This window comes from Brenneria nigrifluens DSM 30175 = ATCC 13028, assembly GCF_005484965.1.
GTDB classification, from domain to species: Bacteria; Pseudomonadota; Gammaproteobacteria; order Enterobacterales; family Enterobacteriaceae; genus Brenneria; species Brenneria nigrifluens.
In genome coordinates, this window is record NZ_CP034036.1 from 1,239,952 (window position 1) to 1,261,189 (window position 21,238).

At 56.8% G+C, this 21,238-nt stretch carries 2 protein-coding genes; both read left to right on the forward strand.

The window, feature by feature from the left end; genetic code table 11:
- Positions 1-20,778, forward strand: coding sequence for an immunoglobulin-like domain-containing protein (locus EH206_RS05750; RefSeq protein WP_137739229.1), 20,778 nt, complete (start codon positions 1-3; stop codon positions 20,776-20,778).
- Between the two features lie 76 nt (positions 20,779-20,854).
- Positions 20,855-21,199, forward strand: coding sequence for a hypothetical protein (locus EH206_RS05755; protein WP_009111854.1), 345 nt, complete (start codon positions 20,855-20,857; stop codon positions 21,197-21,199).
- The last annotated feature ends 39 nt before the right edge of the window (positions 21,200-21,238 follow it).

The window sequence follows — 21,238 nt, forward strand, 5'->3', positions numbered from 1 at the left end:
TTGAATAGCGTAATCGGTATCATCAAATTCGTTATTGGTCAGGTTTTTGTCATCGCTTTGGATGGCAGCCAACGGTTATTGGTTGCGGGAGAGCGTATCTACAGCGGCGAAGAAGTGGTTACCGGCGCCAACGGCGCGGTTTCGATAGCCTTGCCTGACGGCCGTACGCTGGATTTAGGCCGCGACAGCCGCTGGAGCGATGTCGCTGAAATGACTTCTCAGAATAGGGTCGCGGCGGACGATGAAGTCGCTACCTTACAATCCGCTATTGCCCAGGGGGAAGACCCGACCCAGGTATTGGATCCCACGGCTGCCGGCAATATCGATGCGGTTGAGGCTGGCGACGGCGGCGGCGGTCATACGTCGGTGGTGTTGGACCTCACCGCGCAGATAGTAGAGGCTAACTCTGGTTTCCCGACGGAGGGACTGGGCGTTGCGTTTGATGCGGTCGATGAGCGCGAAGGCGCTGACGAATCCGTAACGAGCTTGACAACCACGGTGGGGGATAGCAGCGATCCGACCTCTGTTATCCTGAGTTCTGATGCCCGCGTGGCCGAAGGCGGAACGTTTACAGTCAGCGCCACCGTGGGCAGCCCGGTGACGGGAACCCCTTTGACTATCACCCTGACCGACGGTTCAACCATCACTCTTCCGGTCGGGCAACAAACTGGCTCGGTACAAATCGATACGCGCGCTAACGATGAATACATGCAGGGCGACGAAAGTATCACTATCGGTATCGGGTCGACGGTGGGCGGCAACTTCGACAATCTGAATACTTCCAGCACCACGACCATCACGGTGGGCGACGTCGTTGACACCGTTAACGTAACCATTGAAAGCAACGGCGATACTACTGAAGTACAGGACGCGGTCTTTACCATCAAGGTAGACCGGGTGCTGTCCGACGATCTGGTGGTAACGCTGAGCAACGGCGAGCAGGTCACCATCCGGTCGGGTGAGCGGAGTGTGGCTTATAGCGTGGCGGCGCAGGGCGACGATGTGTACGCCGATGCGGGCAGCGTCACGCTGGGCCTTACCGATGCCAGCGTGGCCGGCAAGGTGTTTGAAGATCTGCAACTGGGCGGTGACGCCACGGTAAACATTACCGATACGGTAGATACCACCACGCTGACGCTGGGCGATATCACGGTGGCGGAAGGCAGTGATAGCGCCACCGTCAGTGCAACGCTGAGTAATCCCACCGATCGTGCCTTTACGGTAACGCTAAGCAATGGGGCGACCATTACCTTTGCGGCTGGAGAAACGATCGGCACTTCGAGTGAGTTTGCAGTACAAGGGGATGATGTCTACCGGGACGGTGAAAGCTACACGATAAGCGTAACGGATGCGGGTGAGCATAATTTCGAGCAACTGGATACCAGTGACACAGCCACGGTGACGGTGACCGATACGGTCGACACCACCACGCTGACGCTGGGCGATATCACGGTGGCGGAAGGCAGTGATAGCGCCACCGTGAGCGCCACACTGAGTAACCCGACCGATCGTGCCTTTACGGTAACGTTAAGTAACGGGGCGACCATCACTTTTGCCGCAGGGACGACAACCGGAATTTCATCGGCGTTTGCAGTGCAGGGGGATGATGTTTACCGGGACGGAGAAAGCTACACGTTAAGCGTAACCGACGCGGGCGAGCACAACTTTGAACAGTTGGACACCAGCGATACCGCGACAGTGACGGTGACCGACACGGTGGATACCACTACGCTGACGTTGGGTGATGTGAGCGTGGCGGAGGGCAGCGAAAGCGCCACCGTCAGTGCAACGCTAAGTAATCCCACCGATCGTGCCTTTACCGTGACGTTAAGCAATGGCGCGACCATTACCTTTGCGGCTGGAGAAACGATCGGGACTTCGAGTGAGTTTGCAGTACAAGGGGATGATGTTTACCGGGACGGTGAAAGCTATACGCTAAGCGTAACGGATGCGGGTGAGCATAACTTTGAACAGTTGGATACCAGCGATACCGCGACAGTGACGGTGACCGATACGGTCGACACCACTACGCTGACGCTGGGCGATATCACGGTGGCGGAGGGCAGCGACAGCGCCACCGTCAGTGCAACGCTGAGTAATCCCACCGATCGTGCCTTTACGGTAACGCTAAGCAATGGGGCGACCATTACCTTTGCGGCTGGAGAAACGATCGGGACTTCGAGCGAGTTTGTAGTACAAGGGGATGATGTCTACCGGGACGCTGAAAGCTACACGATAAGCGTAGTGAATGCCGGTGAGCATAACTTTGAACAACTGACCAGTAATGAAGCTACGGTAAACATTACCGATACCGTAGATACCACCACATTGACGCTGGGCGATATCACGGTGGCGGAAGGCAGCGACAGCGCCACCGTCAGCGCTACGCTGAGTAACCCGACCGATCGTGCCTTTACGGTAACGCTAAGCAATGGCGCGACCATTACCTTTGCCGCCGGGTCAACGACCGGTACTTCGAGCGAGTTTGCAGTACAAGGGGATGATGTTTACCGGGACGGTGAAAGCTATACGCTAAGCGTAACGGATGCGGGTGAGCATAACTTTGAGCAACTGGATACCAGCGATACCGCGACAGTGACGGTGACCGATACGGTCGATACCACCACGCTAACGCTGGGTGATATCACGGTGGCGGAAGGCAGCGACAGCGCCACCGTCAGCGCCACGCTAAGTAATCCCACCGACCGTGCCTTTACCGTGACGTTAAGCAATGGGGCGACCATTACCTTTGCGGCTGGAGAAACGATCGGGACTTCGAGCGAGTTTACGGTGCAGGGCGATGATGTTTATCAGGACGGTGAAAGCTACACGCTAAGCGTAACGAACGCGGGTGAGCATAACTTCGAGCAACTGGATACCAGTGATACCGCCACGGTAACGGTGACCGATACGGTGGATACCACTACGCTGACGTTGGGTGATGTGAGCGTGGCGGAGGGCAGCGATAGCGCCACCGTCAGTGCAACGCTGAGTAATCCCACCGACCGTGCCTTTACCGTGACGTTAAGTAACGGGGCAACCATTACCTTTGCCGCCGGGGCAACGACCGGCACCTCGAGCGCCTTTGCGGTGCAGGGCGATGATGTTTATCAGGACGGTGAAAGCTACACGCTAAGCGTGACGGATGCCGGTGAGCACAACTTTGAACAGTTGGACACCAGCGATACCGCGACAGTGACGGTGACCGATACGGTCGACACCACCACGCTGACGCTGGGTGATGTGAGCGTGGCGGAAGGCAGCGACAGCGCCACCGTCAGCGCTACGCTGAGTAATCCCACCGATCGTGCCTTTACCGTGACGTTAAGCAATGGCGCGATTATTACCTTTGCCGCCGGGTCAACGACCGGCACTTCGAGTGAGTTTGCAGTACAAGGGGATGATGTTTACCGGGACGGTGAAAGCTATACGCTAAGCGTAACGGATGCGGGTGAGCATAACTTTGAGCAACTGGATACCAGCGATACCGCGACAGTGACGGTGACCGACACGGTGGATACCACTACGCTGACGTTGGGTGATGTGAGCGTGGCGGAGGGCAGCGAAAGCGCCACCGTCAGTGCAACGCTAAGTAATCCCACCGATCGTGCCTTTACCGTGACGTTAAGCAATGGGGCGACCATTACCTTTTCGGCTGGAGAAACGATCGGGACTTCGAGCGCCTTTGCGGTGCAAGGGGATGATGTTTACCGGGACGGAGAAAGCTACACGTTAAGCGTAACCGACGCGGGTGAGCATAACTTCGAGCAACTGGATACCAGCGACACGGCAACGGTGACGGTGACCGATACGGTCGACACCACCACATTGACGCTGGGCGATATCACGGTGGCGGAAGGCAGCGATAGCGCCACCGTCAGTGCCACGCTGAGTAATCCCACCGATCGTGCCTTTACCGTGACGTTAAGCAATGGGGCGACCATTACCTTTGCCGCCGGGTCAACGACCGGCACCTCGAGCGCCTTTGCGGTGCAGGGCGATGATGTTTATCAGGACGGTGAAAGCTACACGCTAAGCGTGACGGATGCGGGTGAGCACAACTTTGAACAGTTGGACACCAGCGATACCGCGACAGTGACGGTGACCGACACTGTGGATACGGTCAATGTCACCATCGAGTCCAATGGCGACGTCACCGAAGCCCAGGATGCGGTCTTTACTATCAAGGCAGACCGGGTACTGTCCGACGATCTGGTGGTGACCCTAAGCAATGGCGACACGGTGACTATCCAGGCGGGTGAGCAGAGTGTGGCTTATAGCGTGGCGGCGCAGGGCGAAGATGTGTACGCCGATGCGGGCAACGTCACGCTGGGCCTTGCCTATGCCAGCGTGGCCGGCAAGGTCTTTGAAGATCTGCAACTAGGCGGTGACGCTACGGTAAATATTACCGACACGGTAGATACCACCACGCTGACGCTGGGCGATATCACGGTGGCGGAAGGCAGCGATAGCGCCACCGTTAGCGCCACACTGAGTAACCCGACCGACCGTGCCTTTACCGTGACGCTAAGTAACGGGGCGACCATTACCTTTGCCGCCGGGTCAACGACCGGGACTTCGAGCGAGTTTGTAGTACAAGGGGATGATGTCTACCGGGACGCTGAAAGCTATACGCTAAGCGTAACGAATGCGGGTGAGCATAACTTCGAACAGTTGGATACCAGCGATACCGCGACAGTGACGGTGACCGACACGGTCGATACCACCACGTTGACGCTGGGTGATGTGAGCGTGGCGGAGGGCAGCGATAGCGCCACCGTCAGCGCTACGCTGAGTAACCCGACCGATCGTGCCTTTACGGTAACGCTAAGCAATGGCGCGACCATTACCTTTGCCGCCGGGTCAACGACCGGTACTTCGAGCGAGTTTGCAGTACAAGGGGATGATGTTTACCGGGACGGTGAAAGCTATACGCTAAGCGTAACGGATGCGGGTGAGCATAACTTTGAGCAACTGGATACCAGCGATACCGCGACAGTGACGGTGACCGATACGGTCGATACCACCACGCTAACGCTGGGTGATATCACGGTGGCGGAAGGTAGCGACAGCGCCACCGTTGGCGCCACGCTAAGCCATGCCACCGATCGTGCCTTTACCGTGACGCTAAGTAACGGGGCAACCATTACCTTTGCGGCTGGAGAAACGATCGGCACTTCGAGCGAGTTTGTAGTACAAGGGGATGATGTCTACCGGGACGGTGAAAGCTATACGCTAAGCGTAACGAATGCGGGTGAGCATAACTTCGAGCAACTGGATACCAGTGATACCGCGACAGTCACGATTACCGACACGGTAGATACCACCACGTTGACGCTGGGTGATGTGAGCGTGGCGGAGGGCAGCGACAGCGCCACCGTGAGCGCCACACTGAGTAACCCGACCGATCGTGCCTTTACGGTAACGTTAAGTAACGGGGCGACCATTACCTTTGCCGCCGGGTCAACGACCGGGACTTCGAGCGAGTTTGTAGTTCAAGGGGATGATGTCTACCGGGACGCTGAAAGCTACACGATAAGCGTAGTGAATGCCGGTGAGCATAACTTTGAACAACTGACCAGTAATGAAGCTACGGTAAACATTACCGATACCGTAGATACCACCACATTGACGCTGGGCGATATCACGGTGGCGGAGGGCAGCGACAGCGCCACCGTCAGCGCAACGCTGAGTAATCCCACCGATCGTGCCTTTACCGTGACGCTAAGTAACGGGGCAACCATTACCTTTGCGGCTGGAGAAACGATCGGCACTTCGAGCGAGTTTGTAGTACAAGGGGATGATGTCTACCGGGACGGTGAAAGCTACACGCTAAGCGTGACGGATGCCGGTGAGCACAACTTTGAACAGTTGGACACCAGCGATACCGCGACAGTGACGGTGACCGACACGGTGGATACGGTCAATGTCACCATCGAGTCCAATGGCGACGTCACCGAAGCCCAGGATGCGGTCTTTACTATCAAGGCAGACCGGGTACTGTCCGACGATCTGGTGGTGACGCTAAGCAATGGCGACACGGTGACTATCCAGGCGGGTGAGCAGAGTGTGGCTTATAGTGTGGCGGCGCAGGGCGAAGATGTGTACGCCGATGCGGGCAACGTCACGCTGGGCCTTACCGATGCCAGCGTGGCCGGCAAGGTGTTTGAAGATCTGCAACTAGGCGGTGACGCTACGGTAAATATTACCGACACGGTAGATACCACCACGCTGACGCTGGGCGATATCACGGTGGCGGAAGGCAGCGATAGCGCCACCGTTAGCGCCACACTGAGTAATCCCACCGATCGTGCCTTTACCGTGACGCTAAGTAACGGGGCGACCATTACCTTTGCCGCCGGGTCAACGACCGGGACTTCGAGCGAGTTTGTAGTACAAGGGGATGATGTCTACCGGGACGCTGAAAGCTATACGCTAAGCGTAACGGATGCGGGTGAGCATAACTTTGAACAGTTGGATACCAGCGATACCGCGACAGTGACGGTGACCGATACGGTCGACACCACTACGCTGACGCTGGGCGATATCACGGTGGCGGAGGGCAGCGACAGCGCCACCGTCAGTGCAACGCTGAGTAATCCCACCGATCGTGCCTTTACCGTGACGTTAAGCAATGGCGCGACCATTACCTTTGCGGCTGGAGAAACGATCGGGACTTCGAGTGAGTTTGCAGTACAAGGGGATGATGTTTACCGGGACGGTGAAAGCTATACGCTAAGCGTAACGGATGCGGGTGAGCATAACTTTGAACAGTTGGATACCAGCGATACCGCGACAGTGACGGTGACCGATACGGTCGACACCACTACGCTGACGCTGGGCGATATCACGGTGGCGGAGGGCAGCGACAGCGCCACCGTCAGTGCAACGCTGAGTAATCCCACCGATCGTGCCTTTACGGTAACGCTAAGCAATGGGGCGACCATTACCTTTGCGGCTGGAGAAACGATCGGGACTTCGAGCGAGTTTGTAGTACAAGGGGATGATGTCTACCGGGACGCTGAAAGCTACACGATAAGCGTAGTGAATGCCGGTGAGCATAACTTTGAACAACTGACCAGTAATGAAGCTACGGTAAACATTACCGATACCGTAGATACCACCACATTGACGCTGGGCGATATCACGGTGGCGGAAGGCAGCGACAGCGCCACCGTCAGCGCCACGCTAAGTAATCCCACCGACCGTGCCTTTACCGTGACGTTAAGCAATGGGGCGACCATTACCTTTGCCGCCGGGTCAACAACCGGCACCTCGAGCGCCTTTGCAGTGCAGGGCGATGATGTTTATCAGGACGGTGAAAGCTATACGCTAAGCGTAGCGAATGCCGGTGAGCATAACTTTGAGCAACTGGATACCAGCGATACCGCCACGGTAACGGTGACCGATACGGTCGACACCACCACATTGACGCTGGGCGATATCACGGTGGCGGAGGGCAGCGACAGCGCCACAGTCAGCGCTACGCTAAGTAATCCCAACGATCGTGCCTTTACGGTGACGTTAAGCAACGGGGCGACCATTACCTTTGCCGCAGGGGCGACAACCGGTACTTCATCGGCGTTTGCAGTGCAGGGGGATGATGTTTACCGGGACGGAGAAAGCTACACGTTAAGCGTAACCGACGCGGGCGAGCACAACTTTGAACAGTTGGACACCAGCGATACCGCGACAGTGACGGTGACCGACACGGTGGATACCACTACGCTGACGTTGGGTGATGTGAGCGTGGCGGAGGGCAGCGACAGCGCCACCGTCAGTGCAACGCTGAGTAATCCCACCGATCGTGCCTTTACCGTGACGTTAAGCAATGGTGCGACCATCACTTTTGCCGCAGGGGCGACAACCGGTACTTCATCGGCGTTTGCAGTGCAGGGGGATGATGTTTACCGGGACGGAGAAAGCTACACGTTAAGCGTAACCGACGCGGGCGAGCACAACTTTGAACAGTTGGACACCAGCGATACCGCGACAGTGACGGTGACCGACACGGTGGATACCACTACGCTGACGTTGGGTGATGTGAGCGTGGCGGAAGGCAGCGACAGCGCCACCGTCAGCGCCACACTGAGTAACCCGACCGATCGTGCCTTTACGGTAACGTTAAGTAATGGCGCCACCATTACCTTTGCCGCCGGGGCAACGACCGGCACCTCGAGCGCCTTTGCGGTGCAGGGCGAGGATGTTTATCAGGACGGTGAAAGCTACACGATAAGCGTAGTGAATGCCGGTGAGCATAACTTCGAGCAACTGGATACCAGTGATACAGCGACAGTCACGGTGACCGACACGGTCGATACCACCACATTGACGCTGGGCGATGTGAGCGTGGCGGAGGGCAGTGATAGCGCCACCGTCAGCGCCACGCTAAGTAATCCCACCGATCGTGCCTTTACGGTAACGCTAAGCAATGGCGCGACCATTACCTTTGCGGCTGGAGAAACGATCGGGACTTCGAGTGAGTTTGCAGTACAAGGGGATGATGTTTACCGGGACGGTGAAAGCTATACGCTAAGCGTAACGGATGCGGGTGAGCATAACTTTGAACAGTTGGACACCAGCGACACGGCAACGGTGATCGTTAGCGATACGGTGGATACCGTCAACGTGACGATCGATAGCAACGGCGATGTCACGGAAGCGCAAGACGCGGTCTTTACCGTCAAGGTAGACCGGGTGCTACCCGACGATCTGGTGGTCACCCTAAGCAATGGCGACACGGTGACTATCCAGGCGGGCGAGCGGAGTGTGGCTTATAGCGTGGCGGCGCAGGGCGACGATGTGTACGCCGATGCGGGCAGCGTCACGCTGGGCCTTACCGATGCCAGCGTGGCCGGCAAGGTCTTTGAAGATCTGCAACTAGGCGGTGACGCTACGGTAAATATTACCGATACGGTAGATACCACCACGCTGACGCTGGGCGATATCACGGTGGCGGAAGGCAGCGAAAGCGCCACCGTCAGCGCAACGCTAAGTAACCCGACCGACCGTGCCTTTACGGTGACGTTAAGCAATGGCGCGACCATTACCTTTGCCGCAGGGGCGACAACCGGTACTTCATCGGCGTTTGCAGTGCAGGGCGATGATGTTTATCAGGACGGTGAAAGCTATACGCTAAACGTAGCGAATGCGGGTGAGCATAACTTTGAACAACTGACCAGTAATGAAGCTACGGTAAACATTACCGACACGGTAGATACCACTACGCTAACGCTGGGTGATATCACGGTGGCGGAAGGTAGCGATAGTGCCACCGTCAGCGCAACGCTAAGTAACCCGACCGACCGTGCCTTTACGGTGACGTTAAGCAATGGCGCGACCATTACCTTTGCCGCAGGGGCGACAACCGGTACTTCATCGGCGTTTGCAGTCCAGGGGGATGATGTTTACCGGGACGGAGAAAGCTACACGTTAAGCGTAACCGACGCGGGCGAGCATAACTTTGAACAGTTGGACACCAGCGATACCGCGACAGTGACGGTGACCGACACGGTGGATACCACTACGCTGACGTTGGGTGATGTGAGCGTGGCGGAAGGCAGCGATAGCGCCACCGTCAGCGCCACACTGAGTAACCCGACCGATCGTGCCTTTACGGTAACGTTAAGTAACGGGGCGACCATCACTTTTGCAGCCGGATCGACAACCGCTACCTCATCAGCCTTTGCGGTGCAGGGCGAGGATGTTTATCAAGATGGAGAAAGCTACACGCTAAGCGTAACGAACGCCGGTGAGCATAACTTTGAGCAACTGGATACCAGCGATACCGCCACGGTAACGGTGACCGACACGGTGGATGTTACTACGCTAACGCTGGGTGATATCACGGTGGCGGAAGGCAGCGATAGTGCCACCGTCAGCGCCACGCTAAGTAACCCGACCGACCGTGCCTTTACGGTGACGTTAAGCAATGGCGCGACCATTACCTTTGCCGCAGGGGCGACAACCGGTACTTCATCGGCGTTTGCAGTGCAGGGCGAGGATGTTTATCAAGATGGAGAAAGCTACACGCTAAGCGTAACGAACGCCGGTGAGCATAACTTTGAGCAACTGGATACCAGCGATACCGCCACGGTAACGGTGACCGACACGGTGGATGTTACTACGCTAACGCTGGGTGATATCACGGTGGCGGAAGGCAGCGATAGTGCCACCGTCAGCGCAACGCTAAGTAACCCGACCGACCGTGCCTTTACGGTGACGTTAAGCAATGGCGCGACCATTACCTTTGCCGCCGGGTCAACAACCGGCACCTCGAGCGCCTTTGCAGTGCAGGGCGATGATGTTTATCAGGACGGTGAAAGCTATACGCTAAACGTAGCGAATGCGGGTGAGCATAACTTTGAACAACTGACCAGTAATGAAGCTACGGTAAACATTACCGATACGGTAGATACCACTACGCTGACGCTGGGCGATATCACGGTGGCGGAAGGCAGCGACAGCGCCACCGTCAGCGCCACGCTAAGCCATGCCACTGACCGTGCCTTTACGGTAACGTTAAGTAACGGGGCAACCATTACCTTTGCCGCCGGGGCAACGACCGGCACCTCGAGCGCCTTTGCGGTGCAGGGCGAGGATGTTTATCAGGACGGTGAAAGCTACACGATAAGCGTAGTGAATGCCGGTGAGCATAACTTCGAGCAACTGGATACCAGTGATACAGCGACAGTCACGGTGACCGACACGGTCGATACCACCACATTGACGCTGGGCGATATCACGGTGGCGGAAGGCAGTGATAGCGCCACCGTCAGCGCCACGCTAAGTAATCCTACCGACCGTGCCTTTACGGTAACGCTAAGCAATGGGGCGACTATTACCTTTGCCGCCGGGTCAACGACCGGGACTTCGAGCGAGTTTGCAGTACAAGGGGATGATGTCTACCGGGACGGAGAAAGCTATACGCTAAGCGTAGCGAATGCCGGTGAACATAATTTCGAGCAACTGGATACCCGCGACACGGCCACGGTAACGGTGACCGACTCGGTGGATACGGTCAATGTCACCATCGAGTCCAATGGTGACGTGACTGAAGCGCAGGACGCGGTCTTTACCATCAAGGCAGACCGGGTACTGTCCGACGATCTGGTGGTAACCCTAAGCAATGGCGACACGGTGACTATCCAGGCGGGTGAGCAGAGTGTGGCTTATAGCGTGGCGGCGCAGGGCGACGATGTGTACGCCGATGCGGGCAGCGTCACGCTGGGCCTTACCGACGCCAGCGTAGCCGGCAAGGTCTTTGAAGATCTGCAACTGGGCGGTGACGCTACGGTAAATATTACTGACACGGTAGATACCACCACATTGACGCTGGGCGATATCACGGTGGCGGAAGGCAGCGACAGCGCCACCGTCAGCGCCACGCTGAGTAATCCCACCGACCGTGCCTTTACCGTGACGTTAAGCAATGGGGCAACCATTACCTTTGCCGCCGGGGCAACGACCGGGACTTCGAGCGAGTTTGTAGTTCAAGGGGATGATGTCTACCGGGACGCTGAAAGCTATACGCTAAGCGTAACGAACGCCGGTGAGCATAACTTCGAGCAACTGGATACCAGTGATACAGCCACGGTAACGGTGACCGACACAGAAGATACCACTACGCTGACGCTGGGCGATATCACGGTGGCGGAAGGCAGTGATAGCGCCACCGTCAGCGCCACGCTAAGTAATCCCACCGATCGTGCCTTTACCGTGACGCTAAGCAATGGTGCGACTATTACCTTTGCCGCCGGGTCAACAACCGGCACCTCGAGCGCCTTTGCAGTGCAGGGCGATGATGTTTATCAGGACGGTGAAAGCTACACGCTAAGCGTAACGAACGCGGGTGAGCATAACTTTGAGCAACTGGATACCAGCGATACCGCGACAGTGACGGTGACCGACACGGTGGATGTTACTACGCTAACGCTGGGTGATATCACGGTGGCGGAAGGTAGCGATAGTGCCACCGTCAGCGCAACGCTAAGTAACCCGACCGACCGTGCCTTTACGGTGACGTTAAGCAATGGCGCGACCATTACCTTTGCCGCAGGGGCGACAACCGGTACTTCATCGGCGTTTGCAGTGCAGGGCGATGATGTTTATCAGGACGGTGAAAGCTATACGCTAAACGTAGCGAATGCGGGTGAGCATAACTTTGAACAACTGACCAGTAATGAAGCTACGGTAAACATTACCGATACGGTAGATACCACTACGCTGACGCTGGGCGATATCACGGTGGCGGAAGGCAGCGACAGCGCCACCGTCAGCGCCACGCTAAGCCATGCCACTGACCGTGCCTTTACGGTAACGTTAAGTAACGGGGCAACCATTACCTTTGCCGCCGGGGCAACGACCGGCACCTCGAGCGCCTTTGCGGTGCAGGGCGAGGATGTTTATCAGGACGGTGAAAGCTACACGATAAGCGTAGTGAATGCCGGTGAGCATAACTTCGAGCAACTGGATACCAGTGATACAGCGACAGTCACGGTGACCGACACGGTCGATACCACCACATTGACGCTGGGCGATATCACGGTGGCGGAAGGCAGTGATAGCGCCACCGTCAGCGCCACGCTAAGTAATCCCACCGATCGTGCCTTTACGGTAACGCTAAGCAATGGCGCGACCATTACCTTTGCGGCTGGAGAAACGATCGGGACTTCGAGCGAGTTTGCAGTACAAGGGGATGATGTTTACCGGGACGGTGAAAGCTACACGCTAAGCGTAACGGATGCGGGTGAGCATAACTTTGAGCAACTGGATACCAGTGATACCGCGACAGTGACGGTGACCGATACGGTCGACACCACCACGCTAACGCTGGGTGATATCGCGGTGGCGGAAGGTAGCGATAGTGCCACCGTTAGCGCAACGCTAAGTAACCCGACCGACCGTGCCTTTACGGTGACGTTAAGTAACGGGGCGACCATTACCTTTGCCGCCGGGTCAACAACCGGCACCTCTTCGGCTTTTGCGGTCCAGGGTGACGATGTTTATCAAGACGGAGAAAGCTATACGCTAAGCGTGACGGATGCCGGTGAGCACAACTTTGAACAGTTGGACACCAGCGATACCGCGACAGTGACGGTGACCGACACGGTGGATACGGTCAATGTCACCATCGAGTCCAATGGCGACGTCACCGAAGCCCAGGATGCGGTCTTTACTATCAAGGCAGACCGGGTACTGTCCGACGATCTGGTGGTGACCCTAAGCAATGGCGACACGGTGACTATCCAGGCGGGTGAGCAGAGTGTGGCTTATAGTGTGGCGGCGCAGGGCGAAGATGTGTACGCCGATGCGGGCAACGTCACGCTGGGCCTTACCGATGCCAGCGTGGCCGGCAAGGTGTTTGAAGATCTGCAACTAGGCGGTGACGCTACGGTAAATATTACCGACACGGTAGATACCACCACGCTGACGCTGGGCGATATCACGGTGGCGGAAGGCAGCGATAGCGCCACCGTTAGCGCCACACTGAGTAATCCCACCGATCGTGCCTTTACCGTGACGCTAAGTAACGGGGCGACCATTACCTTTGCCGCCGGGTCAACGACCGGGACTTCGAGCGAGTTTGTAGTTCAAGGGGATGATGTCTACCGGGACGCTGAAAGCTACACGATAAGCGTAGTGAATGCCGGTGAGCATAACTTTGAACAACTGACCAGTAATGAAGCTACGGTAAACATTACCGATACCGTAGATACCACCACATTGACGCTGGGCGATATCACGGTGGCGGAGGGCAGCGACAGCGCCACCGTCAGCGCAACGCTGAGTAATCCCACCGATCGTGCCTTTACCGTGACGTTAAGCAATGGAGCGACCATTACCTTTGCCGCAGGGGCGACAACCGGTACTTCAAGCGAGTTTGCAGTACAAGGGGATGATGTTTACCGGGACGGTGAAAGCTACACGCTAAGCGTGACGGATGCCGGTGAGCACAACTTTGAACAGTTGGATACCAGCGATACCGCGACAGTGACGGTGACCGATACGGTCGACACCACCACGCTGACGCTGGGTGATATCGCGGTGGCGGAAGGTAGCGACAGCGCCACCGTCAGCGCAACGCTGAGTAATTCCACCGATCGTGCCTTTACGGTAACGCTAAGCAATGGTGCGACCATCACTTTTGCCGCCGGGTCAACGACCGGAATTTCATCGGCGTTTGCAGTGCAGGGCGATGATGTTTATCAGGACGGTGAAAGCTACACGCTAAGCGTAACGGATTCCGGTGAGCACAACTTTGAACAGTTGGACACCAGCGATACCGCGACAGTGACGGTGACCGACACGGTGGATACCACTACGCTGACGTTGGGTGATGTGAGCGTGGCGGAGGGCAGCGACAGCGCCACCGTCAGCGCCACACTGAGTAACCCGACCGATCGTGCCTTTACGGTAACGTTAAGTAACGGGGCGACCATCACTTTTGCAGCCGGATCGACAACCGCTACCTCATCAGCCTTTGCGGTGCAGGGCGATGATGTTTATCAGGACGGTGAAAGCTACACGATAAGCGTAGTGAATGCCGGTGAGCATAACTTTGAACAACTGACCAGTAATGAAGCTACGGTAAACATTACCGATACCGTAGATACCACCACGCTGACGCTGGGCGATATCACGGTGGCGGAAGGCAGCGACAGCGCCACCGTCAGCGCCACGCTAAGTAATCCCACCGACCGTGCCTTTACCGTGACGTTAAGCAATGGGGCGACCATTACCTTTGCGGCTGGAGAAACGATCGGGACTTCGAGCGAGTTTGCGGTGCAGGGCGATGATGTTTATCAGGACGGTGAAAGCTATACGCTAAGCGTAGCGAATGCCGGTGAGCATAACTTTGAGCAACTGGATACCAGCGATACCGCCACGGTAACGGTGACCGATACGGTCGACACCACCACATTGACGCTGGGCGATATCACGGTGGCGGAGGGCAGCGACAGCGCCACCGTCAGCGCAACGCTGAGTAATCCCACCGATCGTGCCTTTACCGTGACGTTAAGCAATGGCGCGACCATTACCTTTGCCGCAGGGGCGACAACCGGTACTTCATCGGCGTTTGCAGTACAAGGGGATGATGTTTACCGGGACGGTGAAAGCTACACGCTAAGCGTAACGAACGCGGGTGAGCATAACTTCGAGCAACTGGATACCAGTGATACCGCGACAGTGACGGTGACCGATACGGTCGACACCACCACGCTGACGCTGGGTGATGTGAGCGTGGCGGAAGGCAGCGATAGCGCCACCGTCAGCGCCACACTGAGTAACCCGACCGATCGTGCCTTTACGGTAACGTTAAGTAACGGGGCGACCATCACTTTTGCAGCCGGATCGACAACCGCTACCTCATCAGCCTTTGCGGTGCAGGGCGAGGATGTTTATCAAGATGGAGAAAGCTACACGCTAAGCGTAACGAACGCCGGTGAGCATAACTTTGAGCAACTGGATACCAGCGATACCGCCACGGTAACGGTGACCGACACGGTGGATGTTACTACGCTAACGCTGGGTGATATCACGGTGGCGGAAGGCAGCGATAGTGCCACCGTCAGCGCCACGCTAAGTAACCCGACCGACCGTGCCTTTACGGTGACGTTAAGCAATGGCGCGACCATTACCTTTGCCGCAGGGGCGACAACCGGTACTTCATCGGCGTTTGCAGTGCAGGGCGAGGATGTTTATCAAGATGGAGAAAGCTACACGCTAAGCGTAACGAACGCCGGTGAGCATAACTTTGAGCAACTGGATACCAGCGATACCGCCACGGTAACGGTGACCGACACGGTGGATGTTACTACGCTAACGCTGGGTGATATCACGGTGGCGGAAGGTAGCGATAGTGCCACCGTCAGCGCAACGCTAAGTAACCCGACCGACCGTGCCTTTACGGTGACGTTAAGCAATGGCGCGACCATTACCTTTGCCGCAGGGGCGACAACCGGTACTTCATCGGCGTTTGCAGTGCAGGGCGATGATGTTTATCAGGACGGTGAAAGCTATACGCTAAACGTAGCGAATGCGGGTGAGCATAACTTTGAACAACTGACCAGTAATGAAGCTACGGTAAACATTACCGATACGGTAGATACCACTACGCTGACGCTGGGCGATATCACGGTGGCGGAAGGCAGCGACAGCGCCACCGTCAGCGCCACGCTAAGCCATGCCACTGACCGTGCCTTTACGGTAACGTTAAGTAACGGGGCAACCATTACCTTTGCCGCCGGGGCAACGACCGGCACCTCGAGCGCCTTTGCGGTGCAGGGCGAGGATGTTTATCAGGACGGTGAAAGCTACACGATAAGCGTAGTGAATGCCGGTGAGCATAACTTCGAGCAACTGGATACCAGTGATACAGCGACAGTCACGGTGACCGACACGGTCGATACCACCACATTGACGCTGGGCGATATCACGGTGGCGGAAGGCAGTGATAGCGCCACCGTCAGCGCCACGCTAAGTAATCCCACCGATCGTGCCTTTACGGTAACGCTAAGCAATGGCGCGACCATTACCTTTGCGGCTGGAGAAACGATCGGGACTTCGAGCGAGTTTGCAGTACAAGGGGATGATGTTTACCGGGACGGTGAAAGCTACACGCTAAGCGTAACGGATGCGGGTGAGCATAACTTTGAGCAACTGGATACCAGCGATACCGCGACAGTGACGGTGACCGACACGGTCGATACCACCACATTGACGCTGGGCGATGTGAGCGTGGCGGAGGGCAGCGACAGCGCCACCGTCAGCGCAACGCTGAGTAATCCCACCGATCGTGCCTTTACGGTAACGCTAAGCAATGGCGCGACCATTACCTTTGCCGCCGGGTCAACGACCGGTACTTCGAACGAGTTTGCAGTACAAGGGGATGATGTTTACCGGGACGGTGAAAGCTATACGCTAAGCGTAACGAATGCGGGTGAGCACAACTTTGAACAGTTGGACACCAGCGATACCGCGACAGTGACGGTGACCGACACGGTCGATACCACCACATTGACGCTGGGTGATATCACGGTGGCGGAGGGCAGCGACAGCGCCACCGTCAGCGCTACGCTAAGTAATCCCACCGATCGTGCCTTTACCGTGACGTTAAGTAATGGCGCCACCATCACCTTTGCCGCCGGGGCAACAACCGGCACCTCTTCGGCTTTTGCGGTGCAGGGCGATGATGTTTATCAAGATGGTGAAAGCTACACCCTAAGCGTAACGAACGCGGGCGAACATAACTTTGAACAGTTGGATACCAGCGACACGGCAACGGTGGCGGTGACCGATACGGTGGATACGGTCAATGTCACCATCGAGTCCAATGGTGACGTGACTGAAGCCCAGGACGCGGTCTTTACTATCAAGGCAGACCGGGTGCTATCCGACGATCTGGTGGTCACCCTAAGCAATGGCGACACGGTGACTATCCAGGCGGGTGAGCAGAGTGTGGCTTATAGCGTGCCGGCGCAGGGCGACGATGTGTACGCCGATGCGGGCAGCGTAACGCTGGGACTCGACAAGGCGGAAGTGGCCGGCAAGGTGTTTGAAGATCTGCAACTGGGCGGCGATGCGACAGTAAATATCACCGATACGATCGATACCGTCAATGTGACGATCGCCGGCAACGGCGATATGACCGAAGTGCAGGAGGCGGTATTTACCGTCAAGGTGGATCGGGTACTGGTCGACGATCTGCTCGTCACCCTAAGTAATGGCGACACGGTAACCATCCGGGCCGGCGAGCAGAGCGTGGCCTATACCGTGTCGGCGCAGAGCGGTGATGCGGGCAGCGTCACGCTGGGCCTGGTTGACGCCGGCGTGACGGGCAAAACCTTTGAAGATCTGCGACTGGGCGCTCCGGCTACGGTAGCGGATACCACGCCACCGGTTGCTAACGACAATTCCGTGACAGGTTCGGAAGATACGCCGCTGCATATTGGCTGGAGCGACCTTGGCGCCTCCGCCGACACCGCCAGTATCGTTATATCGGCTCTGCCGCCGGCCAGCGAGGGGATCTTGTATTTTAACGATGGCGGTAGCTGGAAAGCGGTGAGCGTCGGGCAGGTATTTACGGCGGAAAATGGCGATTTGAGATTTGAAGCGGTGGCTAATGCCGCCGGCGCCCCTTTCAGCGGATTTGAGTATCAGCCGGTCGATAGCGCTGGAAACGTTGGCTATAGCGCTTCATTAAGTATCAATATCACGCCGGTGGCGGATGCGCCGGAGGTCAGCCTGACCATCACCAGCGGCGAAACCACGCTGGTGCCGGGAACCATCAAAGTCAATGGCGGCAGCGAGAACGGTGGATTCGATATCCAGGACGGCAAGATCGTCGCTATCGGCGATGGCGTGCGCGTCTGGCTGACGCAGGGAGATCCGGTTCCCGAGGTGGTTGGTAACGGCGTCATTGCCTATTACAACCAGGGGAATATCAGCGGCAGCGGAAGCTATACCGATGTCTATGTGGTGCATGACGGTTCCGGCTATATCCAGGACGGCACCAAGCGCGGCCTGAATCAAGTCAGCGGCAATGGCGGTTCGGAAGCCAGGGGCACGTCGCCGGACTATATCTTCCTTCAGGACGGCGATACGTCCAAATACAGCGTCAGCAACTCGACCAACAACAATGCCGCCAGCAATGTGAATACGTTCGACGGGGTGAACGTTTACGGCAACGGTCAGCTAATCAGCAGCGGCAACCAGTTGGAAGGCGTGATCTACGGCGATGGCTCGACCTATGTGGCGGATAATGACGGCACCACCACGGTTGAAGTGATCCCGGCGCAAAGCGGCTATCAGGCGCATTCCATCACCGTTTCCGCCGCATTGACGGATACCGACGGCAGCGAAACGCTCTCCGGCATTACGCTGTCCGGTCTGCCGGCCGGCACGCAAATCGTTTCCGGCGATACGGTGCTTTATACCGTGGGCGACGAGGGAACCTATCTGATCCCCAATACCGGCAACGCGCAGTCGTTCACTGCGGATATCAGCATTCGGGTTCCGGTGTCGGCAGGTAAGTTCGATGTTATTGCCGAAGCGACATCGACCGAGTCGCTGAATCATGACTCGGTGGTGGGCTACTCATCGGAAGAGGTCGAGCAGTATGGGGTGGTCGTCGGTTCTACCGGTGATGATGATATTACCGGGACGCTTAGCAATGATATCGTCGTTTCCGACGTCGTCGGTTTACAGGTGGTGGAGGGGGAGAACTATAACATCGCCTTTATCGTCGACTCGTCCGGCAGTATGTCTGACACGGATATGGCCAATACGAAAGCCCAGTTGACAGAAGTATTTAATAGCCTGATCGAGAGCGCGGGCGGCGGCAATGCGGGAACGGTGAATGTGTTCCTGGCGGACTTCGACAGCCAGGTGCAGCAGACGGTGTCCGTCAATCTGGCGGACAGCGATGCGCTGGCGAAATTGATCGCTACGCTTGACGGCATGAGTGCCGGCGGCGGCACCAACTATGAGGATGTGTTTAAAGCGACGGCCAACTGGTTCCTAAGCGATCAGGTCACGGGCAATTCCGGTACTAATCTTACCTATTTTATTACCGACGGCCAGCCGACGTATTATCAAGACAGTGAGAACACTAACCCGGTCATCGCCACCGACTGGTGGGGAAATGCCACGCTGCGGCTGGACGATATTCTGGATGTGGATAATTATCAGGCGGGCGAAGAGGTACGGGTAACCATCAACGGCCGGGAGTTCGTGGTGGTGGATAGCCAGGGGCAGGTATACAGTTACTCCCCATACTCCTTTTGGGGCAACAGCGTCGGGCAGTTGCGCGCGCAGGGCGACGGCACCTTTGAAGTCTCCTCCCGCGCGGGATGGGGGAATGGAACCAACCCCGCCACCTTGAGCAACGCCATCTCCACGTTCGCCATCCTTGGCGCGTTGTCCGTCGTTGAGGCGATTGGTCTGGGTAAGAGTCTGAGCGCCGCCGACCTCGAGCATTTCGACAGCGACGGCCAGGTGCAGTCCGATATCGATCCCTCCGCTCTCAGTGAGGCGATTCTGGGGGGCAATACCCAGTTGCCGGCGGGGGATGACTCGGTTTCCGGCGGGATCGGGCACGACGTTCTGTTCGGCGACGTGGTCAAGTTTAATCATATTGACGGCAACGGATATAATGCATTGCAGCAATATATCGCCGACAGAACGACGGACGGCGATACCTCATCGGTAACCGCCAAGTCTATGCACGACTATATCGTCGCCCACAGCGATGAATTTAACCTGTCCTCGACAGGTGACGGCAACGATATTCTTAACGGTGGAGCAGGCGACGATATTCTGTATGGTCAGGGCGGCGATGATACGCTGATCGGCGGCGCGGGCGATGATATCCTGTATGGCGGCGACGGTAACGACACCCTGCTCGGCGGGACCGGCGACGACATTCTGATTGGCGGCGCGGGCAATGACGTGTTGACCGGTGGTGCCGGAGCTGACATCTTTAAGTGGCAGTCCGGGGATGTCGGGCATGACGTTATCAAAGACTTCAATGCCGGCGAAGGCGACAGGATCGACTTAAGCGAGCTTGTCGGCGAGCTGGAAGAGGGAACCGATATCAGCCGCTATATCCGTATTACGGAGGGTAATGGTTCGCCGACGATTGAAGTCAGTACGGAAGGCGATTTCACGGGCGATAGCGGAGGCACGGTGGCGGTATCCATCACGCTTGATCACTATAGCGGTGCTTTGCCGTCTCTGGAAAGCTTAGTCAGCAAGCCGGAACAATCCCAAGGCTGACGGGGTATCGCGTCGAGTGGAACCTCAGGTGATGAGGTTCACTCTTTATCAAGAACGCTTAACAAGGTCTCTGAGTATGTTTTATATCCAGCGTAATGGTAACGGTCACCTGATCAGGGTTGAGGAGCATCCTTTTCCTGAAATGAATGGTGAACTGGCTGAGGACTCAACAGAGGCGTTGGCGTGGTATGAAAGTCATCAAACGGCGCTGAACGGTTTGCAACAGCTGCGCCAAAGCGACCTGGAAATGGTGCGGGTACTTGAAGATTTGATTCAGGTACTCATTAATAAAGGGGTGATCAGTATTACTGATTTCCCGTCGGCGGCGCAGTTAAAGCTAATTGGCCGGGCACAGGCGCGTGAAGCGTTGAACGGCGGATTGAACAAGCTGATCGGCGATGATGAAGACGGCATGTTCTGATTATCGCAATGGTAGATGAAAAACGGCCCGCTGGGGCCG